Consider the following 15,592-nt stretch of genomic DNA (forward strand, 5'->3'; position numbering starts at 1 on the left):
GACGATCCATAGTGAAAGTGAAATAGGACACTTTAGTGTCGCATGGAAATCAGGTTTTGCAAAAGCTCTGGCAAGTCTTGCGGAGACGCTATATGATGCCTAGCTGCCGTGGGCCCGGAGCCTACCTTCACACCAAGATCCGTAGCATCCAGGACCTTGAAGCCGTTTTCGTCGGTGACATCATCGCCGATGAAAAGCACCGCGTCGACTTGTAACAATTCCTTGAGCCAGAAAAGGCTCTCGCCCTTGTCGCCCTGATGGACCGAGGCTTCAAGGACCGCTTTTCCTTCCAGCAACTTGACCCCCGCCACAGGTTGCAGAGCGGTTTTAGCTTCGTGCAGCGCCGCTGCAGCGGCCTGGGGAGACGCGCGACGCACGTGCAGCACAGTCGCCGATGGCTTGTACTCCAAGGACACCTCGGCGTGGCGGTCAGCGACCGCGGCTAGCTCCGCGGTGACCTGGGCCAGCAAGTTCTTCTGCTCCGCGCTCAGCGGCTTGTCAATCCACGAAGCCTGGAAGGGTTCTGGGACCCGGCGCTCGGCGCCGTGCGAGCCGATGCAGAATTCCGGCATTGGCTCGGGATAGACCTGAGCCAGTGAGGCCAGGTTGCGCCCGGAGACGAGTGCGGCAAAAACGCCAGGCAGCTGCTGGAGCTGTACGAAAAGCTCCGCTGATTCCGGCAGTGGCCGGGCATCTTCGGGGCGATCGACGATGGGCGACATGGTCCCGTCAAAGTCCAGGGCCACAAGGATCTTCTGATGGGCTGCAAAGCTGCCCAGGGCGGCTTGCAGTTCCGGGTCGAGCTCAGGCAAGGTGCTTATCCCGTCGGGTGTGTAGGAATCGTGGAACCGGTTATCGAGCGATGGCATCTGCCGAGGAAGCGGCGCTGATTTCGGCAAGCTCGGCGAGGAACACTTCCGACCAGCGGGCCACGGTATTGACCTTCAGGTGCCGGTTCATTCGACGCATGCGCTTATCCTGTTCCGTTTCGCTCATATTCACGGCCTGGATGATCTTGTCTTTCATGCCGTCGATATCGTGCGGGTTGACCAATACGGCTTGGGTCAGCTGGTCGGCCGCGCCGGTGTACTCGGAGAGCACCAATACGCCCCGGCCATCCTGGTGGGCTGCAACGAACTCCTTGGCGACCAGGTTCATGCCGTCGCGCAGCGCAGTTACCAGCAAGACGTCGGCAGCCAGGTACAGCGCGATCATTTCGCGCAGCGGATAGGACTGATGCAGGTAGCGCAACGTGGTGTGGCTCAGGGTGTCATGCTGGCCGGTGATTTGCCCGACCATCAGTTCCACCTGGTCGCGCAGTTCCATGTAGGTGTCAACGTTCTCGCGGCTCGGGCTGGCTACCTGGATCAGGCAGACATCGCCGGCACGCAGCTGTTCGTCGGCAAGCAATTCGCCATAGGCCTTGAGTCGGTGGCGAATGCCCTTGGTGTAGTCCAGGCGGTCCACGCCCAGGATGACAGTTTTCGGATTGCCCAATTCGTTGCGGATTTGTCCGGCGCGGGCGATGATTTGCGGGTCGCGCGCGAGCTTGGCGATCTGCTCGGTATCAATCGAAATCGGGTGGGCACTAGCCCGGCAGAGGTTCTGCATCTGGTTGCCTGCCGGGGGAGTGGCAACATCGCCCTTGGTGGAGTATTCGGTGAAGCGGCGCAGGCACCGCAGGAAATTGGAGGCATCGGTTTCGCGCTGGAACCCAACGAGGTCCGCGCCGGCCAGCCCTTGGAGGATCTGCTTGCGCCATGGCAGCTGGGAGAAGAGGCTGGCTGCAGGGAACGGGATATGCAGGAAGAAACCGATTTTCAGATCCGGTCGTGCCAGGCGGATCATCTGGGGTACCAGCTGCAGTTGGTAATCGTGGACCCACACCGTGGCATCGGGGGCCGCGATTTTCAGTACGGCATCGGCAAAACGCTGATTGATCTTCTTATAACGGTCCCACCACGTGCGGTGGTATTCAGGGGGAACGATCACATCGTGATAAAGCGGCCATAGTGTGGAGTTCGAAAAGCCCTCGTAGTACAGCTCCAGGTCATCTTCGCTCAGTGGCACGGGCACCATATGGATGTCATCTTTGTCGAAGCTCTCCAGTTCTTCGTCGATGCCACCATGCCAGCCAACCCAAGCGCCGTCCGAAGCTGCCATGATCGGAGCAAGCGCTGTCACCAGGCCTCCAGGGGAGCGCCGGAAACCTTGCGACCCGTCGGGATGGGTAATCCGGTCAACGGGCAGCCTGTTGGCTACGACCACCAAATCGTAAGTTTCCTCGGTGTTCTGGCTTGGTGCTGGGGTACCCACTTTAAACCTCCTGGCTTGATCAAACTGTGCACCGGCGGGGTGCGGATTCGTCGGTTCTGAGTGAATGACTGCGTATTTGATTTTTTCTCTCGCACTGGGCGAACGGCTATGAAAAAAGTCGTTCCTATTGAAATCATACTGAATTTTTCCCCAAGTCATGTGAGGTGTCGCACCCTCACTGCTTAGGCACAGGTGCATGCCGGGAACTTCGGAGTTCTTTGCCTCATGACTTGGTTGAATGCTCAACTACGTTGCTGATTGGCGCTTTGGGGGCTGTATGCACGAGATATGTGTGTCCTGTGAAGGGTGGGCATTCTGGGGTTTTCCGGGATATTTGCGCAAGGAATTGGCTAAGCTTGACCCAGATGCCTGTTCTCTGCTGACTGAGGAACCACCAAATTTATGTCTACGAATAACCCGCGCCCGACCAAGGCGCAGCGTAACGCGAGCGCTCGCGAAAAAGCAGCCCAGCTGCGAGCCAGCCAAGAGGCCGCCCAGAAGCGCAAGTCGCTTTTCGTGAAGCTCGGCGTTCTAGTTGCCGTTGTTGTTGTCATCGCTCTGGTCGTGACACTGATCGTTCGAAACAACAACGCGAAGATTGAAGATAGCGGTGCCACGCCTCAGGGTGCGACCGCTGCTGGAGGTATCGTTGTCACTTCCGCGGACACGGTCGCCGAGAAGACCACAGACAAGGTGGATGTCACCACGCTGACCGCTCCCACGGAGCAGCTGGAAAGTGCCAAACCACGTGACCTGACTGTCGCCAAGAAGGGCGAGCCAATCAACATCACCATGTACGTGGATGCGAACTGCGTGCACTGCGCGGATTTCGAAGCCACCTATGGCGACCAGATCGAAAAGTGGCTGGCCGACGGTGACATCAACGTTGAATACCGCAACGTCGGGTACCTGGACGGCGGCTCGCCAACCAACTTCTCCTCGCGTGGCGCCAATGCCCTGGCGTGCGTTGCCGATGAGAGCCCAGCTGCCTACATGAAGTTCGTCAAGGCACTGTGGGGCCACTACCCAGAGGGCGAAATGAAGAATGCCGAACTGGCCCAGATGGCTGTCGATAACGGCGCCAGCGAATCGGTCGGCGACTGCATCGGCGGCGACAAGTTCCGTCCATTCGTCCAGTACACGACCACCGCTGGCCAGTACGACGGAGTGAAGGGAACCCCTTCGATCTTCATCCAGGGCAAGGAATTCGCTCTGGGCACCGAAGACTTCCCGACCAAGGTCGAGGAAGCCATCAAGGCCAACAAGTAAGTCCAGGGCCCGGCTCTAGACAACCGGGCGAGATCCGGTAGTATTCCATAGTGATCTCGCACCTACGTCAAAGGGGAGGAAAACCATCCGTGGTTTTCCTCCCCTTTGCGTTGCACCGCGAGGCCTGCCGATTCGCAGACTCGCGTGGTTTTCCGATATTCTTATTCGGTACGCCCCCTTAGCTCAGCTGGCCAGAGCGTCTGTCTTGTAAACTGAAGGTCACCGGTTCGAATCCGGTAGGGGGCTCCACTCTGGAGCCAATCCAGATGAGAACCGTGTTCATGCTTGTCCATGACGCGGTTTCTTTCATTTCCGCCGGCAACAACACTGCATCGATGTCGTGCCTATGAACCGGATATTCGCAATCCCGGTAGAATTTCTAGCAAGACCATATCCCTTGAGCCACGGCAGAAAAGTCCGGACGTTCACCACCACCTTGAGGAGCCGACCATGGCCGGAGGCCTTGTAGCACTATTGGACGACGTAGCTGCGCTGGTGAAGGTCACTGCAGCGTCACTTGACGACGTGGCCCTTGGCGCGGCCAAGGCCAGTACCAAGGCCATGGGTGTGGTCGTCGACGATGCCGCGGTAACACCACAATACGTGGAAGGCATCTCTCCTAAGCGCGAACTCCCGATCATCTGGAAGATCGCATTGGGGTCGATCCGCAACAAGCTGATCTTCATCCTTCCCGTCGCCCTGCTGCTCTCTTACTTCGCGCCGTGGGCGCTGACCCCGATCCTGATGATCGGCGGCGCTTACCTGGTTTTCGAAGGAGCGGAAAAACTGCTCGAAGCCTTCGGCTGGATCAAGCATCATGGCCCTGGCGGAGAAGGCAAAGAGCGCGACGAGAAGTCCATCATCAACTCGGCGGTGCGTACCGACCTGGTGCTCTCGGCGGAGATCCTGGTGATCTCGCTGAACGAAGTCGCACACGAGCCGTTCATCACCCGCGCCCTGATCCTGATCGTTGTCGCCGTAATGATGACCGTGGCGGTTTACGGCGCGGTGGCGCTGATCGTCAAGATGGATGACATTGGCCTGCACATGGCCGCCAAGCCGCGCAAGCTCTCGCAGAAAATCGGACGCGGTCTGGTCAAGGCCATGCCGATCATCATGTCGGTGCTCAGCAAAGTCGGCGTGGTCGCCATGCTGTGGGTCGGCGGCCACCTGCTGCTCGTCGGAATGGACGAACTTGGCTGGCACGCCCCGTACGGATTCGTGCACCACATCGAAGAGCTGGTGCATCACGCCACCGGTTCAGCCGGCGCGGTATTGGGCTGGTGCGTTAATACCGCCTTCTCCTGCGTGGCCGGATTCATCATGGGCGCCATCATCACGGTGATCGTCCTTTCGCTCCAGAAGCTGCGGAACAAGGGCAAGGCCGAGCCAGCCCACTAGGAGCAAGGATCCGGGCGGCCCCCGCGTACAATGGATAAGTTGCCGTCCCGGGCCCGGTCATCTGCGTCCAGCCAAACTGTCTGGTCGCCATGGAAAGATCATTGCGTGTTGAGTAGAGAACAAAAAGAGCAGGCCAACGCCCGCCATGCGCGGGGAGCCTACTTCACCCCGGAGCCGGTTGCGGCCTTCATGGCGCAGTGGGCGCTTCAGGCACCGGCCTCCAAAGTCCTGGAACCCTCCTGTGGCGACGCTCAATTCCTCCAAGCCGTACACCGTGAACTCGGCGCGCGCCACGGGCAAACGCAGCTGCTGGGCTACGAATTGCATGAACCCACGGTTGCCCAGGCGCGCCAACGGCTGGCCGAGCAGTCAATCAACGCGCAGATTCGCCAAGCCGACTTCTTCGACATCCAGGGCTCCGGCGAAATGGATGTCGTGATCGGCAACCCGCCCTATGTGCGCTACCAGCTGCATCGCGGCGCAGATCGCCAGCGATCGCGGCTGGCTGCGAAGAATGCCGGAGTGGAGCTGAACGAACTGGCCAGCATCTGGGCCGCTTTCGTTGTGCACGCGACCAGTTTCCTGGCCCCCGGCGGCCGGATGGCCCTGGTGCTGCCTGCCGAGCTGATGTTCGTGAATTACGCAGGAGTGGTTCGTGCCATGCTGCTCGAGCGCTTCGCCACGGTGAATCTTGCAGTCTTCGAGCAGCGGCTCTTCGCCGACGCCCAGGAAGAAGTGGTGCTGCTGCTGGCCGAAGGCTACCAGCATGGGCCCAGCGAGCATTTCAACCTGCACCAATTCCGCAACGCCCAGGATCTCGCGCAGCTCGGATCCGGTATCCGCCATGTTCCCGAGCACGCGGCAGATCGCTGGACCGGATCGCTGGTGGGGCTCGAAGCCCAGGGGATCCTGGCCGCGGCCAACGCCGGCGGCCGCTTCGCAACGCTCAAGTCCTGGGGCGAAACATCGCTCGGCGCGGTCACCGGCAACAACAAGTGGTTCACCCTCAGTGAGCGGCAGGTGCGCGAGCTGGCCCTGGACGACCAGGACCTGATCCGCATCTCGCCTCCCGGATCCAGGCACCTTCGCGGGCTGGAACTCGACCAGCCCGGGTGGGAACGCCTGCGCGATCATGGGGCGGCGGCCTATCTCTTCCGTCCCGCCGGCGCACCGAGCGCTGCCGGTGAGCACCTGGTGGCCACCGGCGAACTGGACAACGTGGACCAGGCCTATAAATGCCGGGTGCGCTCGCCGTGGTGGCGGGTGCCGGTGCTTTCGGTGCCGGATTTGTTCATGACCTACATGAACGCCGATACGCCGCGACTGACCGCCAACGAGGCCCAGGTCCACCACATCAACTCGATCCACGGGGTGTATCTCGGCGCGGATGCGCGTGAGCTGGGGCGCGAACTGTTGCCCCTGGCCTCGCTGAATACACTGACCATGCTGGGCGCCGAAATGGTCGGACGCTCCTACGGCGGCGGGATCCTCAAGCTCGAACCGAGGGAAGCCGACGTATTGCCGGTGCCTTCGATCGCCATGGTGCAGCAGTACGCCGAGGCGCTGCGCGGCATCAAGCCCGTGGTGCGTGACTTGCTGGCGGCCGGGAAGAAGCAGGAAGCCACCGAGATGGTCGATGGGATCGTGCTGGAGCGCATGCTTGGCCTGGACCGGGGCGCGGTGGACACCATCCGTGCGGCACGCACGAACATGCTGGAGCGCCGCAAGGCGCGCGGCAAAGCGGTGAAGGGATAAACGTGGCAAATCCTGTAGTTGAGAAGACCCTGGCCTTTGCGGAATTCGATACCACCTTGATGTCAGCGGCCAAGGACTCGCCGTGGCTGAGCAACGGCGCGGTCACCGAGGAATTCAATCCGTCCTATCAGGTGCTGGAAGCGCTGCTGAGCATTCCGGTGCGCAATAAGGCAGTCACGCGTTCTGGACGCTTCGCCCAGGGTGTTGATGCGTGGCTGGCCCACGAACTTCGTCGAGCCGGTTTCGATGCGGACCTGGTCTGGCCTCGTCCCGAAGCGCCGCGCGTGCTCTCCAGCGACATCCTGGATCTGTTGCGCAGATTGCCTGAGCGCCTGGCTGATGAAGTCCATGAATCGATCATGGCTGGCAAGGCCGGAAGCACCGATGCCAGAATCCTGGGCCGCGCCTACATGAAGCAGACCGATGTGGTGATGACCCATTGGTCCACCGGCCCCGAGCTGCTGCTGAGCACCAAGGCCATGACCTCATCGTTCGGCAAGAACCTGGCCAACCGCTACGAAGAGGCCTACGGGGATGCCGCGAATCTGCGGGCACGCTATCCGCTGGCCGCGGTCGGCTTCTTCTTCGTGCAGCGTGCCACCATCCTCGAAGCCGAGCCGGCCGCCTTCCGCCGCACCGTGGATATGATCCGCAAGCTGCGGGACTTCGGGGACGGCTACGGCTACACCGCAACCGGACTGCTGCTGGTGGATTGGGATGATTCCTCGGATGCCCCGGAAGTCAGGTGCGTGCATCAGCCGGTGCCGGACGATATTGCCACGCCGCAGTTCCTGAACGCCATGGTCGATGCGGTGCTGAAGGTGACCCCGATCGACCTTCACGAAGCTGCTCGCGCTCGCCGGGCGGGCGAGGTGGCGCCGCTGCCCGGCCACGAATGGGTGGACGAGCAGCAGGACGCGCTCTTCTAGGATCAGAGCATCGGCAGCGCCGGGACCTGTTCGCCGAAAGGCAGCTGCATGCCAAGCATCGGCCGAGTTGCCGGAGCCGCGGCGAAACATGGCGCCTGGATCGACGGAGCAGCGGTGCTGATGCCGAGGCAGTCTTCGGAAGCCTGCGGCAGGTTCTCGACCCACTCCCAGGCCGTCTGGGTGGCCCGGTAGATGAACTTCAAGCGTCCCTCCTGCTCGAAGCTGCGCTCGCGCTCCCACAGCTCGGAGCGTTCGTAGAAGGCCCACGAGGCAGGGTTCTGCGCGTCGATGACCATGATCGGCGTCTTGCCTGAGCGCACCGCATGCTCCAGGCGCAATGAGGTCACGTGCTGGCGGATCCCCAGCCGGCGGTATTCGGGCCGCACTGCCATGCAACCCAGCTCGACGGCGTTCATTGATTCGGTGGGTGCCACGATCGAGTCGTGAACCAAACCGGCCGCGACGAGTGTGCCGCGGTCACGCACCGTCACCAGCAAGCTGAGGCGGTCGAATTTCTGATGCCACCGTTGGTCGGTCACCGGGTAGAGCTGTGCCAATTCGCCACGCTGCTCGGGCAGAACGCAGAGGGGTGACAAGGAAAAGTTCAGGTTTTCAAACACTGGGTACGGTCCTAGGGAAAAAGAACGAACGAAAAATGAGGCTTTGCGCGACAGGCTCGGCCTGCCACGCGGTTTCGTTGGCCTTGAGGGGACCGATGCCGGCGGCTTCCGGCAACTTCCTTGTAGGGTCCAGTTTCAGCTCGATGAGCTAGAAAAATTATGGAGCCTGAAGTCCCGTTTTGACAAGTGGAAACAGGTACTTTCGGGTGAAGCGAAAATAAACTATTTGGCGCGGTTTTTCGAGGCTGATCATCAGGCACATCGGCAAGCTGAAAGATCGCCGGGATTGCCGGATCAAGCAGCTTGAAGCCGGTCGCCGATTTGGCGCGCGAGGCATCACCGGCTAAGATCATTTAGGTGCTTGACCCTGTGGTCACGGCGCAAGTGCGGATCTTTAGCTCAGTTGGTTAGAGCGTTCGCCTCACACGCGAAAGGTCGCTGGTTCGAGTCCAGTAAGATCCACGAAAAAATGCCACCAGCGATGGTGGCATTTTTCGCGTTTAAGCGCCGAGCAATTCGTGGACGCGGGGCTTGACTTCTTCGCCGAGCAGTTTGATGCTGCGCATCATCGCCTCGTGGGGCAGCGTTCCCGCCGAATACTTGATGTCAGCCCGCGACAGGCCCAGTTTCCTGGTGGCCGAGGCGAGCTTCGACGCCACGGTGCCAACGCTTCCGGCCATCATGGCCCCATCGGGTCCCATGGATGCCTTCAGCCGCATTTTGCTGGCCGGCGGCCATCCTCGTTCGGCCCCGAGACGGTTCATGGTCCTCTGGTAATGCGGCCAGAGGGTTTCCAAGGCCTCTTCGTCGCTATCTGCGACCAGCCCGTGGAAGTGGGCGGCGACGGGTTGCTCCCCATGGCCGAATTCCTTCAGCGCGCGGTGGTACAGGGACACCAATCCCTCAAAGCCGGAGGGCTGGCCGCCGATGATGGCCAGGAAGAGCGGCAACCCGTGGCGCGCGGCACGGACCACGGATTGCGGGCTGCCGCCGACACCCACCCACGTGGCCAGGGGCTGCTTTTCCAGCAGCGGGTAGACCTGCTGGTTGCGCAATGCCGCGCGGTGCTTGCCGTGCCAGACCACTGGATTTCCGTGGCGCAATTTCACCAGGAGGTCCAGTTTCTCCTCGTAGAGCTCTTCATAGTCATCCAGCTCGAAGCCGAACAGCGGGAACGACTCGATAAAGGATCCACGTCCGGCCACGATTTCCGCACGGCCCTGGGAAATGGCATCCAAGGTCGCGAAGCGCTGGTAGACCCTGACCGGATCATCGCTGGAGAGCACGGTCACGGCGGTGCCCAGCTTGATGCGATCGGTGGTGCTGGCCAAGGCGGCCAACACGATCTCGGGTGAAGACACGGCATAGTCGTCGCGATGGTGTTCGCCCACGCCGAAGAAGTCCAGATTGGCCGATTCGGCTGCCTGGCCTTCGGCGATGACGTTGCGGATCACCTGCGCGTGGGTGAGCAGGTTCCCGTCAGCGTCCTGGCTGATGTCGCCAAAAGTCTCGGCGCCGATCTCGGGTAGGAGCAGTGTGCCGCTCATCAGTGACCTCCGAAGTGTATGCAAAAGTATCTAATTTCTAGCAGGTTCAACCAACTGCTGCCCGGCGATATTCCATCGGGCGAGATACTGGATAAATGTGTTCGGCGCTACCAAGTGATTTATGCCCGTTCGCGCCAACTGATCGCCCATGGGTTGTATCGTGAATTGCATGGGAATACATCGGTTCAGGGGGCAAGATTAGTGGCGCATCGATCTGACGAGGAGCACGGTGCAGCGTCACCGCAGATCGGCGAAGATCCAGCGCCATCAGCCGGTGTGCTTCCGCGTATTTCGACTAGTGAAATCAACATGGGATTCCACCCGGAAGATCCAATGGAGGAGCCTGCCACCGCTTCCGAGTTGCCGCTGAATACCGCCGTGAGTGCCAATGTGGCCGCTGCGGATGCCTCCGATATCGAGTGGCGTACAGGCCAGGTCCACACCACCGACGAAGGCATCACCCTGATGCCGACGCGTGCCAACCCGGTGGCTCGTCGGCTGCTGGCCAAGATGTGGATCTCGGACACCCCGCCGACTCAGGCGCTGAATATCGTCGAGCGGCTACAGGGCACTCCCTATGCCAACCCCAAAGTCAACGACCAACAGGATGCTTCCTCGCGTCGCACCATGGAATTCGCCTTGGACCTGGGGGAAACCCTGATCCGTTACGGCGCTGGCGCGCTGGAGGTGGAAACCAGCATCATCGCGGTGACCGCGGCCCTGGGGTTGAGCCACCTGGATGTCGACATCACCAATCAGTCCCTGCACCTCAACTACAGCCCGCCGGACGCCGAGAGCTATTCGGTACTGCGCGTGGTCCGTTCCTACACGTCCAACTATGCGGGGCTGGTGCTGGTGCACGAGCTGGTCTCGGACATCATTGCCGGCGGTGTTTCGCGCAGCGCTTCGGCTAAGCGCCTGAAGGAAATTACCCGTCGCCCCAAGCCGTTCCCTCGTTGGATTGTTGCCAGCGGCCGGGCGCTGTTCGCGGCGGCTTTCGTGCTTTTCATCGGCGGTTCATGGGCCGGGGCGCTGGTGGCGATGTTTTCCTCCAGCCTGGTGACGCAGATCGGGCGCTACGGCTCGCGCTGGCGCGTCCCCGAGTTCTTCACCATTGCCGTCTCGACCATGGTGATTACCGGGATCGCGCTGATCGGGCATCAACTACATGCTCCATTGGACCCGGCGCTCGTGGTTTCCGGCGGTATCCTGCTGCTTTTGCCGTCGGGACGTTTCGTCTCGGCTCTGCAGGACGCGATCAACGGCTTCCCGGTCACCGCGGTGGGCCGCTTGTTCTCCGCCAGCCTGACCTACGGGGCGATCTTGAGCGGGATCGCTGCAGCCCTGGTGATCTCCGACGCATTCGGAGGGGAAGAAGTCGATGTCCATCAGATCGTGACGACCGAGTATCCGGCGTGGTTGCTGGTCCTCTTGGTAGCCGTGGCCATTGCCGCCGGCGCCGTGACCGAACAAAGTGCGCTGCGCTTGCTGTTGCCGACTGTGGGGATCGCCGTGGGCGGCTATCTGATCCAGATGCTCGCTGAGGGCATTGGCCTGGGTGAACGCGCGGTTCCAGCAATTGTTGCCACGGTGATCGGCTTTGCCGCTCGCTTCGCTTCGGACAAGCTGCGCACTCCGCAGCTGGTCCTAGCCGCTCCGGCCGTGATGTTCCTGCTGCCGGGTTTGATGATCTTCCGGGCCATGTACGGCATCGTGATCAACGTCGATGACATGGCCACCGGTCTTGTGGAGATGTTCAATGCCATGGCGATCATGCTGTCCATCGCCGGCGGCGTTGTCTTCGGCGAGACCCTGTGCCGTCCGCTGACTTCCAATGCACGGCGCGAGCGCCGGCGCATCCGCCGCCGCTAGGCCAACGGCAACGACCAATCAATCGGCTCCTGTCCCTGCTCGGACAGGAGCCGATTTGCTTGGGAGAAGGGCTTGGACCCGAAAAAGCCGCGTGCAGCCGAGAGCGGTGAGGGGTGCGCGCTGCGCAGCTGGGGCAGGTTGCCGAGGTCGGATGCGAACTTCTGGGCGTGGTTGCCCCAAAGTATGGCGACTGGTGGATTGTCGCGCGTATTCAGGGCAGCTAACACCGACGCGAGGATTGGCTCCCACCCGAGTTTTTGATGGGAACCAGCCTTGCCAGCAGCCACTGACAATGCTTGATTCAGCAATAGCACCCCGCGCTGCAGCCAAGGACCCAGATCAGGATGAGGCGCAGGGCTGATGCCCAAATCCGATTCCAGCTCTTTGTAGATATTGCCCAGGGAACGTGGCAAAGGGCGGACCTGCTGATTGGCGGCAAATGCCAAGCCGTTGGGGTGTCCCGGTGTCGGGTAAGGGTCCTGGCCGATAATTAGGACTTTGACTTCGGATAATGGCAGCGTAAGTGCGCGGAACATCACCTTCGGATCGGGCAGGAGGACTTCACCTTGCGATGAACGTTTGGTTAATTCGAGGGCAAGGCGACGGAGATTTCCATCATGTCCGCTCAGCGCCGGAACCCAATCCCGGGCAATAAATCCGCGGTCGGCCATGGATTGCGCACCGTGGAAGAACGGGAAATCCGCGGGCTCGTACACCGGTGGTGCTGGTGGCTCGGGAGCGTCAAACAGGGCATCTTGCATTTCATCCATAGGTGCCATTGTGCCGTTTTTCTGGCGTGCCTGTGCCCGGCCACACGGCGATAGCTCAACGGATTGGTTAGAATATCGGTGGTATGTCTACCGACGGTGGAGTACATGCATGACTGAAATACGCAAAAACTGAGCCGAGGACAGGGGTGAGGACAGATGGCTGAGAACGAGTTGCTGGTTGATTTTGTGATGAACCCGGATTCGGAATTGGACGAACGCTCACAACAGATCCTGAGCTTGGAAAAATTGTGGTGGAAGTATGCCGGAGCCAAGGAACAAGCGATTACCAAGCAGTTCTCAATGTCGCCAACCAATTACTATCAGCTGCTGAACCAGCTGATTGAAACTGATGCGGCCATGGCCTACGACCCGATGCTGGTTAAGCGACTGCGCAGAGCACGTTCAACAAAACGTCGTGTGGGCGGTAAGGTCGGCTCGGGACGATAACCCAGCCTGCCGTGACCAGTCAGACCTCGAGCAAGGACAAGAATGACCAACTACCCGCGTGACGAATTTGATCGCGTACCGGAGTTCAACACCCGTGTGGGTTCACACCACGCGCACGGATGGGCCCAGTCCGCCGCCTCAAAGTCGACCGGCGGCAAATTGCTGTGGGTAGTGCTAACCGCCGTGATCGTCCTGGTCATCGGTGCCGCCTCATTCATCTTTGGTCCTCAGCTCAAGGACAGCATTGCCGGTTCGTCCAGCAGTGAAAGCTCGCAGTCCCAAGAGGGCGACGACGGCGAGTCAGCCGACAGCTCTCAAGAGGCATCGCCGAGCGAATCAGCCTCCCCGTCGAGCACCATTGACGATGCCGAAGTGCTCTTCGGCCAGCAGATCGGTATCTATAACGCAGCCAGCGTGGCTGGTGTCGCAGGCGCCGGCGAAGAGGCCATGACCGAAGCTGGATTCACCAATATCGTCGCCGATAACTGGAGCAAGCCAGCCGATGTCTCCGCGGTGTACTACGTCTCGGAGTCCTACCGCACCACGGCTCAAAAGGCAGCTGAAGTCCTGAACATCGACGAAGTGTTGCAGACCAGCAACATTCCAAATCGTGTCGCCGTCGTGCTGGGTACCGACGACCCACTAGGGCTGAACGAATAGTTCGTCCATAAATCTCTTCGCTCAGAGCCGATCGGCTTGCACTCGCCATGCGAGAGTGCCAATATTTGTATTAGCACTCTTACACAGCGACTGCTAACGCCGGTCGGCTTTTGTGTTCCTGCGGGACAAAGGGCCACCGAGTAGCGCGCTGTCGGATAGAGCGTGGAAACTACCTCAGATAGCGAGAGCTGAAACGGTCGCCGGCCCGATGCCGCACCGGATAACTCGTCCGTCGCGGGCGCTGTCTGTCGGTTGCATTTTCGCAAAATCGTCCCGAAAGGACCGTACGCCACTATGGCTAAGATGATTGCATTTGACGAGGAAGCACGCCGCGGACTCGAGCGCGGACTGAACACCCTCGCTGACGCGGTAAAGGTGACCCTGGGCCCACGCGGCCGCAACGTCGTTCTGGAAAAGAAGTGGGGCGCTCCTACTATCACCAACGACGGTGTGTCCATCGCTAAGGAAATCGACCTCGAAGATCCTTACGAGAAGATCGGCGCAGAGCTGGTCAAGGAAGTTGCCAAGAAGACTGACGACGTCGCCGGTGACGGTACCACCACCGCAACCGTTCTTGCTCAGGCACTGGTTAAGGAAGGCCTGCGCAACGTTGCTGCTGGCGCCGACCCAATCGCGCTGCGCCGCGGTATCGACAAGGCTGTAGAAGCTGTTACCGCTGAGCTGTTCACCGCTGCCAAGAAGATCGAATCAAAGGAGCAGATCGCTGCTACCGCTTCGATCTCCGCAGGCGACAAGGAAATCGGCGGCCTGATCGCCGAGGCACTCGACAAGGTCGGCGAGCAGGGCGTTATCACCGTTGAAGAGTCCAACACCTTCGGCCTCGAGCTGGAGCTGGCGGAGGGCATGCGCTTCGACAAGGGCTACATCTCCGCGTACTTCGTCACCGACACCGAGCGCCAGGAAACCGTTCTGGAGGATCCATACATCCTCATCGTGAACTCCAAGATCTCCTCGGTCAAGGACATGGTGACCCTGCTGGAGAAGGTCATGCAGTCGAACAAGTCGCTGCTGATCATTGCCGAGGACGTTGAGGGCGAAGCCCTGGCTACCTTGATCCTGAACAAGATCCGTGGCCTGTTCAAGTCCGTTGCCGTCAAGGCCCCAGGCTTCGGCGACCGTCGCAAGGCCATGCTCACCGACATCGCCATCCTGACCGGCGGCCAGGTTGTTTCCGAGGAAATCGGCCTGTCCCTGGACAATGTTGGCCTCGAGGTCCTGGGTACCGCCCGCAAGGTCGTCATCACCAAGGACGAGACCACCATCGTTGAAGGCGGCGGCGAAGCCGACGCTATCGAAGGCCGCAAGGCACAGATCGCAGCCGAGATCAAGAACACCGACTCGGACTACGACCGCGAGAAGCTGCAGGAGCGCCACGCAAAGCTCTCTGGCGGTGTCGCTGTGCTGAAGGCCGGTGCTGCTACCGAGGTCGAGCTCAAGGAGCGCAAGCACCGCATCGAAGATGCCGTGCGTAACGCCAAGGCAGCCGTTGAAGAAGGCATCGTCGCCGGTGGTGGCGTTGCACTGATCCAGGCTGGCGCTGCTGCATTCGCCAAGCTTGAGCTGGAAGGCGACGAGGCAACCGGCGCGAACATCGTTCGTGTCGGCATCGAAGCACCACTGAAGCAGATCGCACTGAACGCTGGCCTGGAGCCAGGCGTTGTCGCCGACAAGGTCAAGGGCCTGGCCGCTGGCCACGGCCTGAACGCCGCCACCGGCGAGTACGTGAACCTGCTCGACGCTGGCGTCAACGACCCAGTGAAGGTGACCCGTTCGGCTCTGCAGAATGCAGCATCGATCGCCGGCCTGTTCCTGACCACCGAAGCTGTTGTTGCAGAGAAGCCAGCTCCTGCTGGCGCTGCTCCAGCCGGTGGCGACGACATGGGTGGCATGGGCGGAATGGGCGGCTTCTAAGCTTCCCCGCCGATCTAGCGCATCACCTGCGCTGATGGCCTGGTACCTTCGGGTACCAGGCCATCAGCCGTTAA

At 60.8% G+C, this 15,592-nt stretch carries 14 protein-coding genes and 2 tRNA genes; 11 read left to right on the forward strand and 5 right to left on the reverse strand.

Annotated features, from left to right (window positions below):
* Positions 1–32: 32 nt before the first annotated feature.
* Together otsB and OF385_RS02785 are read right to left on the reverse strand one after the other, a co-directional pair.
* Positions 33–869, reverse strand: a complete 837-nt coding sequence (gene otsB, locus OF385_RS02780) for a trehalose-phosphatase (RefSeq protein WP_264276874.1) — start codon at positions 867–869, stop codon at positions 33–35.
* Entirely contained in the window at positions 853–2,316 is a 1,464-nt protein-coding gene (locus tag OF385_RS02785; protein WP_264276875.1) for an alpha,alpha-trehalose-phosphate synthase (UDP-forming), read from the reverse strand. Before OF385_RS02785 ends, otsB begins: the two co-directional genes overlap by 17 nt.
* A 402-nt stretch (positions 2,317–2,718) precedes the next feature.
* On the opposite strand from OF385_RS02785, the gene OF385_RS02790 reads away from it, so the two are divergent.
* From OF385_RS02790 to OF385_RS02810, 5 genes are all read left to right on the forward strand, one after another.
* Positions 2,719–3,585 (forward strand): DsbA family protein, encoded by an 867-nt coding sequence (locus OF385_RS02790; RefSeq protein WP_264276876.1) that lies wholly within the window; start codon positions 2,719–2,721, stop codon positions 3,583–3,585.
* Positions 3,586–3,757: 172 nt separating this feature from the next.
* A tRNA-Thr gene (locus OF385_RS02795) sits at positions 3,758–3,834 on the forward strand.
* Between the two features lie 201 nt (positions 3,835–4,035).
* Complete coding sequence (locus tag OF385_RS02800; RefSeq protein ID WP_264276877.1) at positions 4,036–4,986, forward strand: DUF808 domain-containing protein; 951 nt, start codon at positions 4,036–4,038, stop codon at positions 4,984–4,986.
* Positions 4,987–5,094: 108 nt separating this feature from the next.
* Positions 5,095–6,741 carry a class I SAM-dependent DNA methyltransferase gene (locus OF385_RS02805; RefSeq protein ID WP_264276878.1) on the forward strand — a complete coding sequence of 549 codons (1,647 nt, stop codon included), beginning with the start codon at positions 5,095–5,097 and terminating at the stop codon, positions 6,739–6,741.
* A gap of 2 nt (positions 6,742–6,743) precedes the next feature.
* On the forward strand, positions 6,744–7,670 hold the full coding sequence (locus tag OF385_RS02810) for a hypothetical protein (RefSeq protein ID WP_264276879.1): 927 nt from the start codon (positions 6,744–6,746) through the stop codon (positions 7,668–7,670).
* Between the two features lie 2 nt (positions 7,671–7,672).
* Here the strand turns inward: OF385_RS02810 and OF385_RS02815 are convergent, their stop codons facing one another.
* Positions 7,673–8,290: a GNAT family N-acetyltransferase gene (locus OF385_RS02815; protein WP_264276880.1), complete on the reverse strand. Its 618-nt coding sequence runs from the start codon at positions 8,288–8,290 to the stop codon at positions 7,673–7,675.
* A 43-nt stretch (positions 8,291–8,333) separates the two neighbouring features.
* On the opposite strand from OF385_RS02815, the gene OF385_RS02820 reads away from it, so the two are divergent.
* Together OF385_RS02820 and OF385_RS02825 are read left to right on the forward strand one after the other, a co-directional pair.
* Positions 8,334–8,597, forward strand: coding sequence for a hypothetical protein (locus tag OF385_RS02820; protein ID WP_264276881.1), 264 nt, complete (start codon positions 8,334–8,336; stop codon positions 8,595–8,597).
* 81 nt (positions 8,598–8,678) lie between these two features.
* Positions 8,679–8,752: transfer RNA gene (locus OF385_RS02825), tRNA-Val, on the forward strand.
* A 38-nt stretch (positions 8,753–8,790) separates the two neighbouring features.
* Here the strand turns inward: OF385_RS02825 and OF385_RS02830 are convergent.
* A complete protein-coding gene (locus tag OF385_RS02830; RefSeq protein ID WP_264276882.1) occupies positions 8,791–9,837 on the reverse strand; it encodes an Atu2307/SP_0267 family LLM class monooxygenase in 1,047 nt (348 codons plus the stop codon).
* Positions 9,838–10,038: 201 nt separating this feature from the next.
* Between OF385_RS02830 and OF385_RS02835 the strand changes: the two genes are divergently transcribed.
* Entirely contained in the window at positions 10,039–11,709 is a 1,671-nt protein-coding gene (locus tag OF385_RS02835; RefSeq protein ID WP_264276883.1) for a threonine/serine ThrE exporter family protein, read from the forward strand.
* Here the strand turns inward: OF385_RS02835 and OF385_RS02840 are convergent.
* Positions 11,706–12,479 (reverse strand): uracil-DNA glycosylase, encoded by a 774-nt coding sequence (locus tag OF385_RS02840; protein WP_264276884.1) that lies wholly within the window; start codon positions 12,477–12,479, stop codon positions 11,706–11,708. The genes OF385_RS02835 and OF385_RS02840 overlap by 4 nt on opposite strands.
* A gap of 156 nt (positions 12,480–12,635) precedes the next feature.
* Here OF385_RS02840 and OF385_RS02845 point away from each other — a divergent pair, with 156 nt between their 5' ends.
* From OF385_RS02845 to groL, 3 genes are all read left to right on the forward strand, one after another.
* Positions 12,636–12,926 (forward strand): DUF3263 domain-containing protein, encoded by a 291-nt coding sequence (locus tag OF385_RS02845; protein WP_264276885.1) that lies wholly within the window; start codon positions 12,636–12,638, stop codon positions 12,924–12,926.
* A 42-nt stretch (positions 12,927–12,968) separates the two neighbouring features.
* A complete protein-coding gene (locus OF385_RS02850) occupies positions 12,969–13,586 on the forward strand; it encodes a LytR C-terminal domain-containing protein (RefSeq protein ID WP_264276886.1) in 618 nt (205 codons plus the stop codon).
* Between the two features lie 294 nt (positions 13,587–13,880).
* Positions 13,881–15,518, forward strand: a complete 1,638-nt coding sequence (gene groL, locus OF385_RS02855; RefSeq protein WP_264276887.1) for a chaperonin GroEL — start codon at positions 13,881–13,883, stop codon at positions 15,516–15,518.
* Positions 15,519–15,592 lie beyond the last annotated feature (74 nt).

This window comes from Glutamicibacter sp. JL.03c (genome assembly GCF_025854375.1).
Lineage (GTDB): Bacteria > Actinomycetota > Actinomycetes > Actinomycetales > Micrococcaceae > Glutamicibacter.